This is a genomic window from Microbacterium sp. (assembly GCF_031180975.1).
Taxonomy (GTDB): domain Bacteria; phylum Actinomycetota; class Actinomycetes; order Actinomycetales; family Microbacteriaceae; genus Microbacterium.
In genome coordinates, this window is record NZ_JAPSLI010000005.1 from 61,107 (window position 1) to 76,853 (window position 15,747).

Below are 15,747 nucleotides of genomic sequence, written 5' to 3' on the forward strand. Positions count from 1 at the left end.
ATCGCCACGGCCTGCATAGGCTGACTGTCGTCATGCCAGCTCGAGTCCATGCCGTCGTCGTCGCGCGATCCGGCCACACCGCCACCGCTCAGCTCACCCGCACGCTCGAGGCTCTGCGCGCGCAGACCCTGCCGCCCGCCGCGGTGACCGTGGTCGTCGCCGGCAACGCGGCCTCGGTGCGCGGACTGCCCGGCATCGGCCGCATCGTCGAGGGCATCATCGAGGCCCGCACCAGCACCACCTTCGCCGAAGCGGTCGCCCTCGCCCAGCCGCGGGTGTCACCGGGCAGCGCCGTCTGGCTGCTCGCGCAGGACACCGTCCCTGAGCCGGAGGCCCTGCAACTGCTCGCCGGCGCGCTGGAGCGCTCCCCCTCCGCCGCGATCTCCGCGCCGAAACTCGTCCGCGACGACGACGAGCGGGAGATCGTGTCGCTCGGCGTGAGCATGAGCACGCTCGGTCGCACCGTCGAGCTCGCCGCCCACGAGCTGGACCAGGGGCAGCACGATGCCACCGAGGACGCTCTCGGCGCCGACGTGCGCGGAATGCTCGTCCGCGGTGAGGCGCCGACAGTGCTGCGGCCCGACCCGGCCCTCGGCGGCGCCGATGAAGGACTCGACCTGGGCGTCCGTGCCCGGTTGGGCGGCGCCCGCGTGGTGCTCGTCCCACAGGCCAGGATCGCCGTGACATCCGATGGCCCCGCGGCGCTGCCGAAGCGCGTCGCGGCGAGGGCGTGGGTCACTCGACGGGCGCAGCTGCACCGTCGACTCGCGTACGCCCCCGCGGCGCTCGTGCCGCTGCACTGGCTGAGCCTGCTGCCCTTGGCACTGTGGCGGTCGATCACCCATCTGGTCGGCAAGCGCCCCGCCGAGGTCGCCCCGGAATGGGGTGCTGCGATCGCCGCGATGCTGAACATCGGCGGGCTGGTGCGTGCCCGCCGCGCCATCCGTGAGTTCCACACCGCCTCCTGGTCGAGCATCGCGCCGTTGCGCGTCTCCCGCACTCAGCTGCGACAGCGGCTCGACGACGGCCACGGCAGCGAGCGCGGCGCGGTCAGCGAACTGCACTTCTTCGGCGGGGGTGGGGCGTGGGCCGTGCTGGCCGCTCTGGTGGTGAGCATCGCCTGCTTCACGAAGCTGCTCGCCTGGCCGGCGCTCGGTGGTGGCGCGCTCCTGCCTATGCGGCAGACGATCGGCGCGCTGTGGGCGGACGCCACCTGGGGACTCCGAGGGCTCGGCGAGGATCTCGTCGGACCCGCGGACCCCTTCGCGGCGGTCCTCGCCGTGCTCGGCACCCTGTGGCCCGGCGCCCCGTCGTTCGCGCTGATCCTGCTGTGGCTCGGTGCGCTCCCGCTCGCAGTGCTCGGCGGCTGGTTCGCCGCCACCCGCGTCACTGATCGCGCCGGTCTGCGGATCCTCGGCGGTGTGCTGTGGGCGCTCGCGCCGACATTCCTCACCGCGCTCGTACAGGGCCGGCCGGCCGCGGTGATCCTGCACCTGCTGCTGCCGTGGGTGTTCCACACCGCCGCGGTAGCACACCGCTCCTGGGGCGCCGCGGGCGCGGCATCCGTGCTCACCGCCGGCGCACTCGCCTGCGCTCCCTCCCTCGCCCCGGCGTTCGTGCTGCTGTGTGCGGTGGCGCTCGTCATCGCCCTGGTCAGCGGCCGGGTGCGCGGTGCGGTCCGGGTGATCTGGCTGCTCATCCCGAGCGTCGCGCTGTTCGCTCCGCTGATCTGGTGGCAGCTCCGACACGGTGAGCCGTGGGCCCTGCTCGCCGACCCCGGCGCGATCCGGCCGCTCGGGCAGGCGGGAGCGGATGCCGCGGGGCGCACCCTCCTCGCCACCGGCTTCCCGTCGCCCGACCGGGCCGGCTGGGAGTGGTTCGCGGCCGCGTTCTCGCCGTGGACGCCGCTGCTGGTCGCGCCGGTGGCGGTCCTCGCCCTGGCGGCTGCGCTGTCCCCGCGCTGGCGGGCCGGGTACGCCCTGCTGCTGGTCGCGTTCAGCGGTCTGGCCACCTCGGTGCTCGCGGTGGGCGTCGTCGTCTCCTTCTGGCAGGGCGCAGGTGTGCCGCTGTGGCCGGGTACCGGGCTCAGCCTGGCGTGGCTCGGCGTGGTCGGCGCGGCGCTGGTGACCCTCGACACGATCGTCGCCGTGCCGCGCGTGCGGACCGTGGCGGCGGCCACCGCCGGTCTGGCGCTCGCCGTGGTCGCGCTGCCCTCCTTCCTCGCCGTGCACACCGCGCACACCGCGTTGGGGAACGGTCCGGAGAGCACCCTGCCCGCTCTGGTGGCCGCTCAGGCCGACGGTGATGCCGACCGAGGCACGCTCGTCGTCACTCCGCTCAACGACGGCTCCCTCGCCGTCGAGCTGGTGTGGGGGCCGAGCGCCACGCTCGGGGCTCAGACCACGATGCTGAGCACCGCCACCCGGCATCCGGACGACGGCCTCGCGGAGAACGCCGTCGACCTCATCTCGGCGCGGGACTTCGACGCGTCCGCCGCGCTCGCCGAGCGCGGCGTCGGCTTCGTGCTGCTCGCCCGCACCGTCGGCGAACAGGACAGGGCCCGCAGCATGCGGGAGGCAGCGATCACCGCCGTCGATCAGCGCACCGGCTTCGTCAAAGCGGGCGAGACCGAGCGCGGCATGCTGTGGCGCATCGAGGGCGACGTCGCACCGCGCGGTGAGCTGACCGCCGCGCAGGAGGCGACCAGCCGGTTGGTCAGCACCCTGCAGATCATCGTGGTGCTGGCCGCCGTCCTGCTCTCCATCCCCACCCGCGCCTCACGTCGCGCCGCCCGGTCGCGCTCCCGGATCGTGGGACGCGCCGCCGAGGAGCCGATGGTGCTGCCGCGGCGGCGCGACCGCGCCGGTCTCGGGGAGGAACACGAGGAGCTCGTTTCGGATGCCGGTGAGCATCCGCCCGAGGACGTCCAGCGCACCGAACCACGACCGCCCGGACCGGAGGCCGAGTCCTCGTCCGCCGCACCGGCACCGGGCGACGAGCATCAGGACACGCAGCACGACGCGCGTGAAGCTTCACATCACGGAGCCGACGCCACGCAGGAGGGACACCGATGAAGCAGCGGACCATCCGGCTGGCGGCGACCGGCTCCCGGATCGCCGTCGGCGCCGCCATCGCGGCGGCGTGCGTCGTCGGAGTGACCGGTGCCGCCGCAGCACCATGGCCGACCGTCCAGACAGAGCCGGCGTACAGCACCGTCGCCCCGGTCCCCGGGGACACCGTGCTGGTGTGCAACGGTTCGTTCCGAGCGCTCGGACGCGACTCCATGCGCGCCGAGCTCATGATCTCGGCCGCCGCCCCGCAGGTGCGCGTCGACGCCGCCGCCGCGCAGCCCGAGTCCGCTGATCTCGCCATGCCCGAGCTGGAGGGCGGAACCGGGGCGCGCGTGCTCACCGGCGTCGTGCAGGGCCGGACCGCACCGCAGTTCGCGGCCGTCGAATCCGTCACCCTCGACGACGAGGATCTGCGCGGACTGGCGGCGGCGCCGTGCCGGGAGCCGTCCACGCGATCGTGGCTGGTCGGCGGCGACGTCTCCACCGGTGCCTCCGACGTCATCGTGCTGTCCAACCCCGGCGACGTCCCCGCCACGGTCCAGCTCGACGTGTACGGCGAGGCGCGGGCGGCCTCCACGGTCATCGTGCCTGCCAAGACGCAGATGGGTGTGCCACTGGCATCCGTCGCTTCGGGTCAGCAGCACCCCGTCGTCGAAGTGAACGCCGAGGGCGCACCGGTGCGGGCGACCCTGCAGTCGGGGCTGGTCCGCACCCTGGAGCCGGTCGGCATCGACATCCAGGACGGCGTCGGCGGCGCGCAGAACAGCCACACCCTGGTAGGCGTGCAGGTCGCCCCCATCACCGAGGGCGACGACGCCACCGGGGCCGTCGTGCGACTGCTGGCGCCGGAGGCCGACACCGAGGCGACGGTGCGCGTGCGCGCGGTGGGGACGACATCCGTGCTGGACGAGTACACCGTGCCGCTCGTGACCGGCACGCCGGTGGAGATCGCGCTCACCGGTCTCTCCGACGGCGCGTACGACGTGCAGGTCGACGCCGCGGCGCCAGTGGTGGCGGCAGCCCGGCAGATGGTGCGCTCAGGAGCGGTGGCCGACTTCGCGTGGATGACCCCGGCGCCGCAGATCGCCGCGCCGACGATGTTCTCCGTGCCCGGCGATGATCCGGCCACGCTGTATCTGCGCAACACCTCAGACGAAGGCGTGACGATCACGCTGGAAGGGCAGGGTGGACGTCGCCTCCAGCTCGGTGCGGGCGGTTCGGCGTCCCTGCCGGTCTCCGCGGGCGGCTACACGCTCACACCGTCAGGGCCCGTGCACGCCGCGATCGGCATCCGCGGGGCGGACGACGAGGCGATCGTGGCCGGATGGCCGCTGTGGGCGTCGGCCGCCACTCAGCAGCCGATCGTGGTGCGACGCTGACGCGGTTCAGTAATCGGGAGCGTCCGGACCGAGCTCCCACGGCTCACGACCGACGTACTCGGCGGCGGCGTGGAACACCGCGCTCTCGATCGCGACGCGTCGGTGGGCGGCGTCGTCATGCCCCTTCGGCAGCAGCCGCTCTATCGGCACGCGGTACAGCGACACGCGCCGTTCGTTGTGATCCACCCGCCACTTCGGGATCCCGTCGCCGCGGTCGTGCAGCGGCATCGCGGCGATCTCGAACCGCACGTCACGCAATTCCTCCCAGGTGCTGCGCAGGTACTCGACCGCGCTGCCGACGGTGAGCTCGAAGCGGTCCAGCCGCCCGTCCAGCGGAGGCAGGGGAGGCCGCACGACCTCGCTGCGACCCAGGCGACCGTGCCGCCCGTGCCGGGCGGGTCGCGGTGCCGCGGGGCGGGAGGGACTGCGACGGGCCATGCTCAAAGTCTAGGTGCTGATCTCCGCTCGTTGGCCGGGTGGTGCGGGGTTCGAGTGAAGGAGATCGCCCGAAACGAAGGGCCGGTTCCCGGCATCCGCTCCTTCGTTTCCTGCCATCTCCTTCAGCTCGGTCGTCGCGGATCTCGGGGCACCCCAACATCGGCCCGCGCCGCGCGGCATCGGGATGCCGTCGCCGACCGCGCCTACGCTGGAGACGATGGACGAACGACTGTGCTCCAAGGTGACCTGCGCGCGCGAAGCGGTCGCGACGCTGACCTACGACTACGACGGCCAGATGGCCGCCCTCGGACCGCTGGGCCCCGCCGGTCACCCGCACGCGCACGACCTGTGCGCACAGCACGCGGACCGGCTCTCCGTGCCCGCCGGCTGGCTGGTCGTCCGCCACGAGGCGCTGCGCGGCTGACGTCCTTCTGACCGGGCGAATCCCTCGTTCGAGGCCGTCCGGGTGACGTTCAGACCCGGACGCGCCGCCCGGAGAGCCGCTCTGCGCGGTCGTCGGCGTTGGCGAGCGCGCGCTTCTCCCGCTCGCGGCGCAACGCCGTGACGCCGAGCAGCAACTCCTCGGGCGAGACCGGGGGCAGCGGCGACACGAAGGCACTGGCCTCGGTGGCGAGCTCCTGCGCGACCCGCACCCTGGCGGCCGGGGACAGCCGCGGAGCGTTGACGAGGAACTGGGACACGCGGCGGGCGAGGCGATCGGGCAGCCTGGCCACGTCGGCGATGCGCGCCCACTCCGTCAGCGATGGCGGCAGATAGGGCAGGTGCTGCTCGAGCCGCGGCGTGCGCACGCGCTGCGCGTAGGTGCCGGCCACCAGATCGCCCAGTCGCTGCGACCGGGCGGTGAGAGCGCCCGCGATCACCGCGGCGCCGCCGAACGTCAGGTAGACCTCCAGCACGCCCAGCAGCCCGCGGATGAAGCTGTGTCGGAACGTGATGGCGCCGCCGTCCACGCGGACGATGCGGCCGCCGACGATGAGCTTCCCGACGCTGCGTCCACGCGTGGCCATCTCCACGGTCACCGGCAGCACCAGGAAGCTCAGCACCATGGCGACGACCGTGAGGATGCGCCCCAGGTGCTCGGACATCAGGTTCATGTTCGACAGCCACAGCTGCACGAAGACGAAGGCGAAGAACACCGCGAAGCTGATCAGCATGTCCACCAGCGCGCCGGCGGCGCGCAGCACGAAGCCGACCGGCTGCACATCGATCGCCACGGCCTCACCGGAGAGGATCTCCTGCTCGTCGGCGATCGGCATGGACATGAGTACAGTAAATCAGGTGGACGCCGATGCTCTGAGCGATGCGCGCCGCTCGGAATGGGAGCGGCTGGATGCGCTCAGTCGCGCCCGCCACCTCGACGGTGCCGGCGTGGACGAACTGATCCTGCGCTATCGAGCGGCCTCCGCCGACCTCGCGGAGCTGAAGACGTCCGTCGGCGACACGCCCCAGGGCGCCTATCTCTCCACGATCCTCGCGGCGGCGCGTTTGCGCCTAACCGGCGCCGGCGACAACCTGATGGCGCAGACCACGCGGTTCTTCGCGCTGCAGTTGCCCGCCGCGCTGTTCCGGGTCCGCCGCACCACCGGGATCATCGCGGCGGCGTTCATCCTCATCTGGGTGCTGAGCGCCGCTTGGATCGCCGCCGACCCGGGCCGGATCGCCGCGCTGGGCCCGCCCGACGTGCTGCAGCAGTACGCCGAGGAGGACTTCGTCGACTACTACGAGCCGGCGGCGTCGTTCGCCGGGATGGTGTGGACGAACAACGCCTGGCTGGCCATGCAGTGCGTGCTGTTCGGAGTCACCGGGATCTGGCCGGTCTGGCTGCTCATGCAGAACGCGCTCGGTCTGGGCGTGGCGACGTCGGTGATGTCGGCGTACGGGCACCTCGACACGATGATCCTGCACATCCTGCCGCACGGGCTGCTGGAGATGACCAGCATCTTCGTCGCCGGTGCGGCCGGTCTGCACCTGTTCTGGGCGTGGGTGGCTCCCGGTCACCGCACCAGGGGGCAGGCGCTCGCCTCCGAGGGGCGGGCCCTCGCGACGATCGCCATCGGACTGGTGTTCGCCCTGGCGCTGTCGGGCCTCGTCGAGGGGTTCGTGACGGGATCGGCGCTGCCGTGGCCGGTGAAGATCGGCATCGGCGCCGCCGCTCTCGCGGTGTTCCTGTTCTACATGCTCGTCACGGGCCGGCGCGCCGTGCGCCGAGGCGAGACGGGCGATCTGGTCGAGTACGAGGCGGGCACGCCCACGCTCACCGCCGGCTGAGTCGACGCGACGCGGCTCACAGCCCGGGGCGGGGCACCTCCGCGCCGGCGACGCCGTCGAACAGGGCGCGGTACGCCACGCCGGCCAGCATCGCGCCGGCGATCGGGAACACGATGAAGACCCACACCTGAGCCAGCGGCTCGATGCCGCCGTAGATGGCCGTGGCGATCGAACGCGCCGGGTTCGCCGCGCCGTTGTCCACCGGAATGCTCACGAGGTGGATGAGCGTCAGCGTCAGGGCGATCACCGCGCCGGCGAACGGGGTTCCCCGCTCGGGATGGGTGGCCCCGAGGAACACCAGCAGCAGGAAGCCCGTCAGGATCACCTCGACGATGATGGCGGCGAGGACTCCGAACCCGCCGGGGGAGAGGGCGCCCCACCCGCTGCTCGCGAAGCCCGCGTCCTGCACGGTCGTGACCCATGTCTCCGGGCCGAACATGCCGATCAGGGTGAGGACGGTGGTCGCCACCACCGCGCCCGCCAGCTGGGCGACGATGTAGGGCAGCACGCCGCGCCACGGCATCCGCCCCGCCGCGGCGAGCCCGAGGGTGACGGCGGGGTTGAAGTGGCCGCCGGAGAGCGGGCCGAAGGCGTACATCGCGATCAGCAGCGCCAGTCCGAATCCCAGCGCGACCGCAACGTGAACAGACGCCGCGGAACCCGGGTCGGTGAAGAGCTCACCCGCGAACAGTGCGGTGCCGATCCCGCCGAACACCAGCAGGAACGCGCCGAATCCCTCGGCCGCGAGCTGGGCACCGAGCGACGGGGTCGAGGGCGTGGTGGGGTCGGTCATCGGATCGTTCCTTCGGGCGGGAAGCGGTGCGGTGCGGGTGAATCACATTCTCGCACTGCCGCGACGTCGGACACTGCCGGGCCGTGCGACACGCAGAGGCGCCCTCCGTCCCGTTCGACGGGGGCGGAGGGCGCCTCGTGGCGTCACCGTCGGGTCACTCGCCGACGCCGACCGGCTCCGGCTCGCCGAGCGGCGCGCCGGCCAGGGCCCGCAGCTGCGCGCCGAGGTCCTGGTCGACCTGCGTCCAGTACCAGAAGAAGCGCTCCTGGATGGCGGGGACGGTCAGCGCGTTGTACTGGCCCACGAGGGTCTGCACGAAGCGGGCGCGCTGCTCGTCGTCGAAGACCTCGCGGTACAGGATGCCGGCCTGACCGAAGTCGCTGTCGTCCGCACGCAGCGTGTAAGCGGCGCGCACCAGCTCGCCGTCGGACTCCCAGCTGGCCTCCACGCCGAGCAGCGGGTCGGCCTCGGGGCCGCCGGCCGCGCCGTAGGAGTTCGGCGTGTACACGCGGTGCTCGGCCGGGTTGAAGTGGTACTGCATCTGGCCCTCGTGCATGTAGTTGCGCACCTCGGCCGCGTGCGGCTGGTTGACCGGCAGCTGGTTGTAGTTCGCGCCGATGCGGTAGCGCTGCGCGTCACCGTACGAGAACACGCGCGCCATCAGCATCTTGTCCGGCGAGATGCCGGTGCCGGGAACCTGGTTGGCGGGCGAGAACGCGGCCTGCTCGATCTCCGCGAAGAAGTTCTGCGGGTTGCGGTTCAGCGTGAACGTGCCGACCTTGATGCGCGGGTAGTCCGACTTCGGCCACACCTTGGTGAGGTCGAACGGGTTGTAGCGGTAGGTCTTGGCCTCCTCGTAGGGCATGACCTGCACGTACACGTCCCACTTCGGGAAGTCGCCGCGCTCGATCGCCTCGTACAGATCGCGGCGGTAGTAGTCCGCGTCGGCACCGGCGATGCGCTCGGCCTCGTCGGCGTCCATGCGCTCCACGCCCTGGTGGGACAGGAAGTGGTACTTCACCCAGAACCGCTCGCCGGCGGCGTTCACCCACTGGTAGGTGTGCGAGCCGTAGCCGTTCAGGTGGCGCCAGCTGCGCGACAGGCCGCGGTCGCCCATCACGTAGGTGACCTGGTGGGCGGTCTCGGGCGACAGGGTCCAGAAGTCCCACTGCATGTCGGCGTTGCGCAGGCCCGAGGCGCCGAGGCGCTTCTGGGAGTGGATGAAGTCGGGGAACTTCATCGCGTCGCGCAGGAAGAAGGTGGGGGTGTTGTTCCCCACGATGTCGAGGTTGCCCTCCGTGGTGTAGAAGCGCAACGCGAAACCGCGCACGTCGCGCCAGGTGTCGGGAGAGCCCTGCTCGCCGGCGACGGAGGAGAACCGCAGCAGCGTCTCGCTCTTCGCGCCGGGCTGGAACACGGCGGCCCGGGTGTAGGCCGAGACGTCCTCGGTCACCTCGAACTCGCCGAACGCGCCACCACCCTTGGCGTGCGGGTTGCGCTCCGGGACGCGCTCGCGGTTGAACGAGGCGAGCTTCTCGACCAGGTAGCGGTCGTGCAGAGCGGTGATGCCGTCGGCGCCGACGGTGAGCGAGTGCGCATCGCTCGCCACCGGGGTTCCGGTCTGTGTCGTGGTTGCGGGCTTGTCAGCCATTGCCATTCCTTTCGCATTCGGGACAGAGGGCTCGATAGATGACCGCGGCTTCGAGGATGCGCATGCCGTGGTCGCCGGACGGATGCAGACACGGGGCGGCGCCCACGGCGCAGGCCACGTCCTCGACGCGACCGCACCGCACGCACTGCACGTGATGATGGTTGTCGTCGGCGTGCTGCATCTCATACAGCGCGCTGCCGACGTCCGGAAGATTGACCCGGCGCACCACGCCTGCTGCCGTGAGATCGCCGAGGATGCTGTGCACTGTGGCCAGGGCGATCCCCGGGACGCCGTCGCGCACCCGCCGGTACACCGCATCGGCCGATGCGTGCGGAGCCGCCTGCAGCGCATCGATGACGGCGATCCGCTGCGCGGTGACGCGCAGGCCCGCGGCGTGCAGGCGCTCGGAGACGGCGTGGGGGGTCATGACGCCAGCCTAGCTAATCCTGAGTCATTCGTGAAAACGAATCGCTCAGGAAAGGAGTCAGAGCCGGCCCGCCGCCTTCAGTTCGAGGTAGCGGTCCGCGATCCGCGGGGGCAGTTGCTCCGGGTCGGCCGCGATGGCCTCGCCGCCGGCGCGCCGCACGGCGTCTGCGACGATCTGCGCGTCGCGCATCGTGCGTTCGGCGGCCGCGGCGAGGTACACGTCCATGCGGGAACCCCGGCGCCGCGCCAGCTGCTCGATGCTGTCGTCGGTGCTCGAGCCCACCAGCACCGTGGTGGCACGCGAGGCGTCCGGGAAGGCGCCGAGGAAGCCGCGTGCGGACTCGGCGGCGTCCTGCGCAGTGAGCACCACGATGAGCGACGGACGGGTGGTCAGGGTGCGCACGGCCGCGAACGCGCCGGCCCAGTCGGTGTCGACGAGCCGGGCGTGCACGGGGGCCATCGCGTCGGTCAGTGCGGGCAGGAGTGCTGCCCCGTCGACGCCCGTCACCCGCGCCCTGGCGATGCGGTCGTACATCAGCAGGTGGACGTGATCCCCCGCGCGCGCGGCGAGCGCCGCCAGCAGCAGGGCGGCCTCCAGAGACGCGTCCAGACGCGTGCTGTCGCCGACGCGCGCGGCCGCCGTGCGGCCGGTGTCGATCAGGATCACCACGTGGCGGTCGCGTTCAGGGCGCCAGGTGCGCAACATGGTCGTGCCCGCTCGCGCAGTGGCGCGCCAGTCGATCGAGCGCACATCGTCACCGCGCACGTACTCGCGCAGCGAGTCGAACTCCGTGCCCTGCCCCCTGACCTGGATGGATGTGTTGCCGTCCAGCTCGCGCAGGCGGGCGAGTCGTGACGGCAGGTGCTTGCGGGAGGTGAACGCCGGCAGCAGCCGAAGGGCACCGCGCACTGTGTGCGTGGCCTGGCGTCCGGCGAGACCCAGCGGACCGCGCGAGCGGATCACCACGAACTCGCTGACGAGCTCGCCGCGGCGCCGGGGGAGCAGCGGGATGCGCACCCGGCGCCGCTCGCCGGGCGGGATGCTGATCCGCGGCCGCTCGGCCGGCGCGCCGGCGGTCGGCTGCCAGGCGTCGCGGAGCCGGCCGTGCAGGGCCCGACGGCCGGTGTTCTGCACGGCGACGGACACCGTCACCTGTTCGCCGAGCCTGGCGCGGGCCGGCACCTGCCTGGTGACGACGACCGCGCGCGGGCCGGCGGCCAGGGCGACGTCCACCGCGACGAGGGCGATGCACAGCAGCAGCCAGGCGCCGAAGACCGCCCAGGCCGACATGCCGAGCGCGCTGAGCAGCACGACCGGCACGACGCCGAGCCCGACCAGCAGCGCGGGGAGCGCGGTGAGGAACATTCAGATCGGGACCCTGGTCTGCTGCACCACCGACTGCAGCACGGCGTCGGCCGACACGCCCTCCATCTGCGCATCAGGACGCAGCTGCAGGCGATGCCGCCACACCGGCATGAGCATCATCTGGACGTGATCGGGCGTGACGGCGGACGAGGAGTTCAGCCACGCCCACGCCTTCGCCGCGCCGAGCAGCGCGGTCGACGCGCGCGGGCTCGCCCCCAGCTCCACCGACGGCGACTGGCGGGTGGCCCGCGCGAGGTCGACCACGTATCCGAGCACGTCGTCGGTGACCTGGACGCGCGCGACGGCATCCTGAGCCGCGCGGATCTCCTCCGGGTTCACCACCGGATTCACGCCGGTGAGCGCGCGCGGTGAGAACCCCTCGGCGTGCAGCCGGAGCACCGACACCTCGGCGTCGCGCTCCGGCATCCCGACGACCAGCTTCATCAGGAACCGGTCCAGCTGCGCCTCCGGCAGCGTGTACGTGCCCTCGTGCTCCACCGGGTTCTGCGTCGCGGCGACCAGGAACGGCTCGGGCAGCGGGCGGCTGGTGCCGTCCGCCGACACCTGCCGTTCCTCCATCGCTTCGAGCAGCGCGGCCTGGGTCTTGGGCGGGGTGCGGTTGATCTCGTCGGCGAGCAGGATGTTGGTGAACACCGGCCCTGCGCGGAACTCGAACTCCCCGGTGCGGGCGTCGTAGACGAGCGAGCCGGTGACGTCGCCCGGCATCAGGTCCGGTGTGAACTGGACACGCTTGGTGTCCAGCCCGATCGCCCTGGCGAAGCTGCGCACGACGAGAGTCTTGGCGACCCCGGGCACGCCCTCGAGCAGCACGTGCCCGCGGGCGAGCAGGGCGACGAGCAGGCCGGTCACGGTGCCGGCCTGGCCGATGACGGCCTTGTCGACCTCGGCCCGCACACGGTGCATGGCCTGGCGCAGGGCGGCGTCGTCGATCGCGGCTGGTGCGGTGGTCTCGGTCGTCACGGGACGTTCCTTTCGATGTGGACGGCGTTCTCAACGGCCGCTTCGAGTTCGGCGAGCTTGCGTGCCAGATCGACGAGATCGCGATCGGTGGCGGGCGGGGGGCCGCCGAGAAGCTCGTACAGCGATCCACGCGGCACGCGCAGGCGATCGGATGCCGCATCGGCGACCTCCCTGACGCCGGCGCGGACGCTCAGCCCGAGCCGGCGCGACAGGCGCGACACCGTGCCCTCGCGGATGGCCGCACCGGCGTGCGCAGCATCCGCCGCCTTCGCGGTCAGGCGTGCACGCCCCTGCATGGTCTCCGAGGCGCGCACGGTGACCGGGAGGGATTCGGCCACGAGCGGGCCGAACCGGCGCCCGCGCCAGCACGCGGCGGCGATGCCGGCGAGCATCAGGAGCAGGATGGCCGGGGTCACCCATTCGGGCGTGAGAGAGCCGAGCGTGTCCTCCTGCTGACCGGTGATGTCGCTGTCCTGGAACGAGGGGACGTACCAGATCACGCGGTCGGTCTGTGCGAGCAGAGCCAGCCCGAGGGCGGCGTTGCCGTCTTCGGCGAGCGCGGCGTTCGAGAAGAGACGGGAGCCCTCGACCAGCGTGACCAGACGGCCGTCGCGCTCGGCGCGCAGCACCGCCGCGTCCCCCGAGCCGTCGCGGAAGCAGCCGTCGACGCCCGCGTCGGGACGGAACAGGCGATCCGCCTCGATGGTCCCCACCCTGGCGAACTCGCTGACGGTGCACCCCGCCTCGACTCGCCCGCCCCCGGGGTCGGCGGGGTCGCCGAGGTCGAGCAGACGCAGCATCCGCGAGCTGCTGGTGAGCAGGACGACGCGGTCGGCGCTGCCCACCAGCCCCTCTGCGGCCGCGTCGGTGAGGGTGAACGGATCGGTCAGCACGAGGGTCGTGTCGTCGTCGACCCCGGCGGCGGCTTCGGCACGGCTGCCGGTGACGCTGACCTCCACGCCCTGCTGGCGCGTCAGCTCGGCGAGGGCCTTGCCGCCGGCGGGCGCGACGCTGTCGGGGTGCAGCGCGCCGGTCAGGTCGGGCTGCGTGGCGACGAACCGCAGCGACAGCAGCGAGACCCCGAGCAGCAGTGCGGCCACGAACACCCACCCGAGGACCTTGCCCAGTCGCCGCGGCCGGGGAGCGGCGGTGGAGGACGGCCCGCGATCGGCCGCGTCGTCGGTCTCGGGGCGCTCGCGCTGCGGGGTCGCGGGTACCAGCAAGGATGTCATGCCGGCACCCCCTGCAGGTCGGGCGCAGCGGATGCCAGCAGGGGAGCAGCACCGCGGAGGGCATCGTCGGTCGCAGCGAGAGCGCGGTACCCGGTCTCGGTGGCGGGCACGCGCAGGTAGCGGACGGAGTCGAACATCACCGCGGCGTCGTGCAGGCGGTCGGCGAAACCCGGGAACGGCACGGCCGCCTCGCGGGCGATGCCCTGGGCGGTGGCGCCCGGCGCCGGGTCGATGAGGTCGCGCTCGAGCAGGTCGCGGGCGAGGCCGCGGAAGCGCAGCACCACGGCTTCGTCCCAGTCCCCCTCACGCGCGCGCTTCTCGGCGTCGGCGCGCAGCTGCGCGGCCGTGCGCTCGTCGCGCACACCGAGCAGGTCGCGATGCCTCCGTACGGCGCGCGACGCGCGCGGCCGCCCCCACACCAGCAACGCCACGATGAGCGTCGCGACGACCACGATGACGATCAGCGTGGTGGCGAAAGGTGCGATGGTGCCGGTGCCCTCGCGGTCGAACAGCTCGAGGAACCAGCGGAACACGTCGGCCATCAGGTTGTCGAACCAGGTCGGCTTCGCCGCCTGATAGGCGGGTTTCGCGAGCTCCTGCTCCGCCCATTCGCGCGCCTCATCCCCGTCGGGGATGAACACGTCGGCCGGGAGGAGCAGGCTCACTGCGACCCGCCGGGTGGGGCCCAGGGGCTCTGCGAGGACGGTGGCATCACCTCGGGCCGGGGCGGCGGTCCAACGGGCGCCGGCGGGACCGGGGGAGTGGCGTAGCCGGGCGCCGGAGGGGTGTGGCCGGGCTGCGCGGGCGGGTACGGCTGCGCAGGCGGGTACCCCTGCGCGGCGGGCGGGTACGCGGGCGGGTACGGCTGCGCGGCGGGCTGGTAGCCGGGCGCGGGCGGGTGCGGCTGCGGCGGGCCCGCCGGGCGGATCGGCGCCTGGACGGGCGGAGGCGCGCTGGAGACGGCGCGTGCGGGGTCGACAGCGAACGGATCGCCGAGCTGCTCGTCCGGGACGCCGAGCGGGCTGCGTTCCACGTGCGCGATGAGGGTCTGGTCGAGCCCCTCGTACCGCATCCGGCTGTCCAGATAGATGAGGGTGGCGGCGGTGCCCTGCACCACCAGCGTGATGGCCTGCACGGCCAGCACGAGCACCTGTGGGAGCACGGTGGCGGCGATGAACCCGACGACCGCGGTCGGCTCCTGATCGGCGGTCGGGGCGATGATGCCGCCGAGGATGCCGGAGAGGATGGTGCCGGGCAGGCTGACCACCTGAGTGGCGAGCCCCATGATCATCCCGACCAGGAACATCACGCCGAGCGCAGGCCAGAACCGTCCGCGGGTGAGCCGCCAGGAGCGCACGATGGCGCCGCGGAGCGTGGCGCGTTCCAGCACCAGCGACGACGGCACGAGAAGCAGCTTGGTGCCCAGCCAGACCGTCAGCGGGATGCTGCCGAGTACGAGAAGCAGGGCGAGGATCACGGCGATGCCGATCGACGCCTCGTCGAAGCCGGATCCCGCCATGATGCCGAACACGACGCCGAACACCAGCGCCAGGGCACCGAGGACCACGAGCGCCTGCAGCAGCGCCCACGCCCACAGTCGCCAGAAGGCCGGACGCACCCGCCCCCACAGCAGTCGCAGGGGCGCCTTGCGGCCGACCGCGGCGAACGCCACGTCGGCGGCGACGAGACCCTGCACCACGGCGGTGAAGGCGACGCTCGCCAGGGCGAGCGCCACCCCGACGATCACGTTGATCGCGATGGTGCCGGCCAGCACCGGACCGTAGTCGGGCGACCCGATCGGCACCGTCTGCAACCGGCCCAGGGTGAGCGCGAGGGCGAGGATCATCAGCCCGACGGTGGCGAACATCACCCCGAGCTGTACGGCGACGGCGAACCCGAAGAGCACCTTGGGGTTGTGGCGCAGCGCGCTGAACGCGCGGCCGAGCAGCATCCCGAATGTCATCGGATGCAGCGGGATCGCACCCCTCCTCGGGGCCGGTGTCCAGCTCTGACCGCTCACGCGCACTCCCTCCGCTGTGCCCTCCCCATCGTGGCACATCGACGTCACGGCGCCGACCGGTCCTGCTTCCCTGGCTGCGGGCGATTTCTCAAGTAGGCTGA

At 72.5% G+C, this 15,747-nt stretch carries 14 protein-coding genes; 4 read left to right on the forward strand and 10 right to left on the reverse strand.

Annotated elements, in window-relative coordinates; genetic code table 11:
• Nucleotides 1–32: 32 nt before the first annotated feature.
• Together RIF65_RS08425 and RIF65_RS08430 are read left to right on the forward strand one after the other, a co-directional pair.
• Complete coding sequence (locus RIF65_RS08425) at nt 33–3,074, forward strand: glycosyltransferase (RefSeq protein ID WP_309065080.1); 3,042 nt, start codon at nt 33–35, stop codon at nt 3,072–3,074.
• Nucleotides 3,071–4,450: a DUF5719 family protein gene (locus RIF65_RS08430; protein WP_309065081.1), complete on the forward strand. Its 1,380-nt coding sequence runs from the start codon at nt 3,071–3,073 to the stop codon at nt 4,448–4,450. The genes RIF65_RS08425 and RIF65_RS08430 overlap by 4 nt, the downstream gene beginning before the upstream one ends.
• Before the next feature lie 6 nt (nt 4,451–4,456).
• Here the strand turns inward: RIF65_RS08430 and RIF65_RS08435 are convergent, their stop codons facing one another.
• The gene (locus tag RIF65_RS08435; protein WP_309065082.1) at nt 4,457–4,888 is read right to left on the reverse strand and encodes a hypothetical protein; all 432 of its coding nucleotides are present in this window, start codon (nt 4,886–4,888) and stop codon (nt 4,457–4,459) included.
• A 217-nt stretch (nt 4,889–5,105) separates the two neighbouring features.
• Between RIF65_RS08435 and RIF65_RS08440 the strand changes: the two genes are divergently transcribed.
• Entirely contained in the window at nt 5,106–5,312 is a 207-nt protein-coding gene (locus RIF65_RS08440) for a DUF3499 family protein (protein ID WP_309065083.1), read from the forward strand.
• A gap of 49 nt (nt 5,313–5,361) precedes the next feature.
• Here the strand turns inward: RIF65_RS08440 and RIF65_RS08445 are convergent, their stop codons facing one another.
• Nucleotides 5,362–6,171 (reverse strand): RDD family protein, encoded by an 810-nt coding sequence (locus tag RIF65_RS08445; protein WP_309065084.1) that lies wholly within the window; start codon nt 6,169–6,171, stop codon nt 5,362–5,364.
• 16 nt (nt 6,172–6,187) lie between these two features.
• On the opposite strand from RIF65_RS08445, the gene RIF65_RS08450 reads away from it, so the two are divergent.
• Complete coding sequence (locus RIF65_RS08450) at nt 6,188–7,177, forward strand: stage II sporulation protein M (protein WP_309065085.1); 990 nt, start codon at nt 6,188–6,190, stop codon at nt 7,175–7,177.
• 16 nt (nt 7,178–7,193) lie between these two features.
• On the opposite strand, the gene RIF65_RS08455 is transcribed toward RIF65_RS08450, so the two are convergent.
• From RIF65_RS08455 to RIF65_RS08490, 8 genes are all read right to left on the reverse strand, one after another.
• Nucleotides 7,194–7,970, reverse strand: a complete 777-nt coding sequence (locus RIF65_RS08455; protein ID WP_309065086.1) for an aquaporin — start codon at nt 7,968–7,970, stop codon at nt 7,194–7,196.
• A gap of 154 nt (nt 7,971–8,124) precedes the next feature.
• The gene (locus RIF65_RS08460) at nt 8,125–9,621 is read right to left on the reverse strand and encodes a catalase (protein ID WP_309065087.1); all 1,497 of its coding nucleotides are present in this window, start codon (nt 9,619–9,621) and stop codon (nt 8,125–8,127) included.
• Nucleotides 9,614–10,048: a Fur family transcriptional regulator gene (locus RIF65_RS08465; RefSeq protein ID WP_309065088.1), complete on the reverse strand. Its 435-nt coding sequence runs from the start codon at nt 10,046–10,048 to the stop codon at nt 9,614–9,616. The genes RIF65_RS08460 and RIF65_RS08465 overlap by 8 nt, the downstream gene beginning before the upstream one ends.
• A gap of 57 nt (nt 10,049–10,105) precedes the next feature.
• A complete protein-coding gene (locus tag RIF65_RS08470) occupies nt 10,106–11,413 on the reverse strand; it encodes a DUF58 domain-containing protein (protein ID WP_309065089.1) in 1,308 nt (435 codons plus the stop codon).
• Complete coding sequence (locus RIF65_RS08475) at nt 11,414–12,337, reverse strand: AAA family ATPase (RefSeq protein WP_309065293.1); 924 nt, start codon at nt 12,335–12,337, stop codon at nt 11,414–11,416. It lies immediately after the preceding gene.
• Between the two features lie 53 nt (nt 12,338–12,390).
• Nucleotides 12,391–13,626: a DUF4350 domain-containing protein gene (locus tag RIF65_RS08480; protein ID WP_309065090.1), complete on the reverse strand. Its 1,236-nt coding sequence runs from the start codon at nt 13,624–13,626 to the stop codon at nt 12,391–12,393.
• Nucleotides 13,623–14,291: a DUF4129 domain-containing protein gene (locus RIF65_RS08485; RefSeq protein ID WP_309065091.1), complete on the reverse strand. Its 669-nt coding sequence runs from the start codon at nt 14,289–14,291 to the stop codon at nt 13,623–13,625. Before RIF65_RS08485 ends, RIF65_RS08480 begins: the two co-directional genes overlap by 4 nt.
• Nucleotides 14,288–15,646 (reverse strand): glycerophosphoryl diester phosphodiesterase membrane domain-containing protein, encoded by a 1,359-nt coding sequence (locus RIF65_RS08490; protein WP_309065092.1) that lies wholly within the window; start codon nt 15,644–15,646, stop codon nt 14,288–14,290. Before RIF65_RS08490 ends, RIF65_RS08485 begins: the two co-directional genes overlap by 4 nt.
• Between the last annotated feature and the right edge of the window lie 101 nt (nt 15,647–15,747).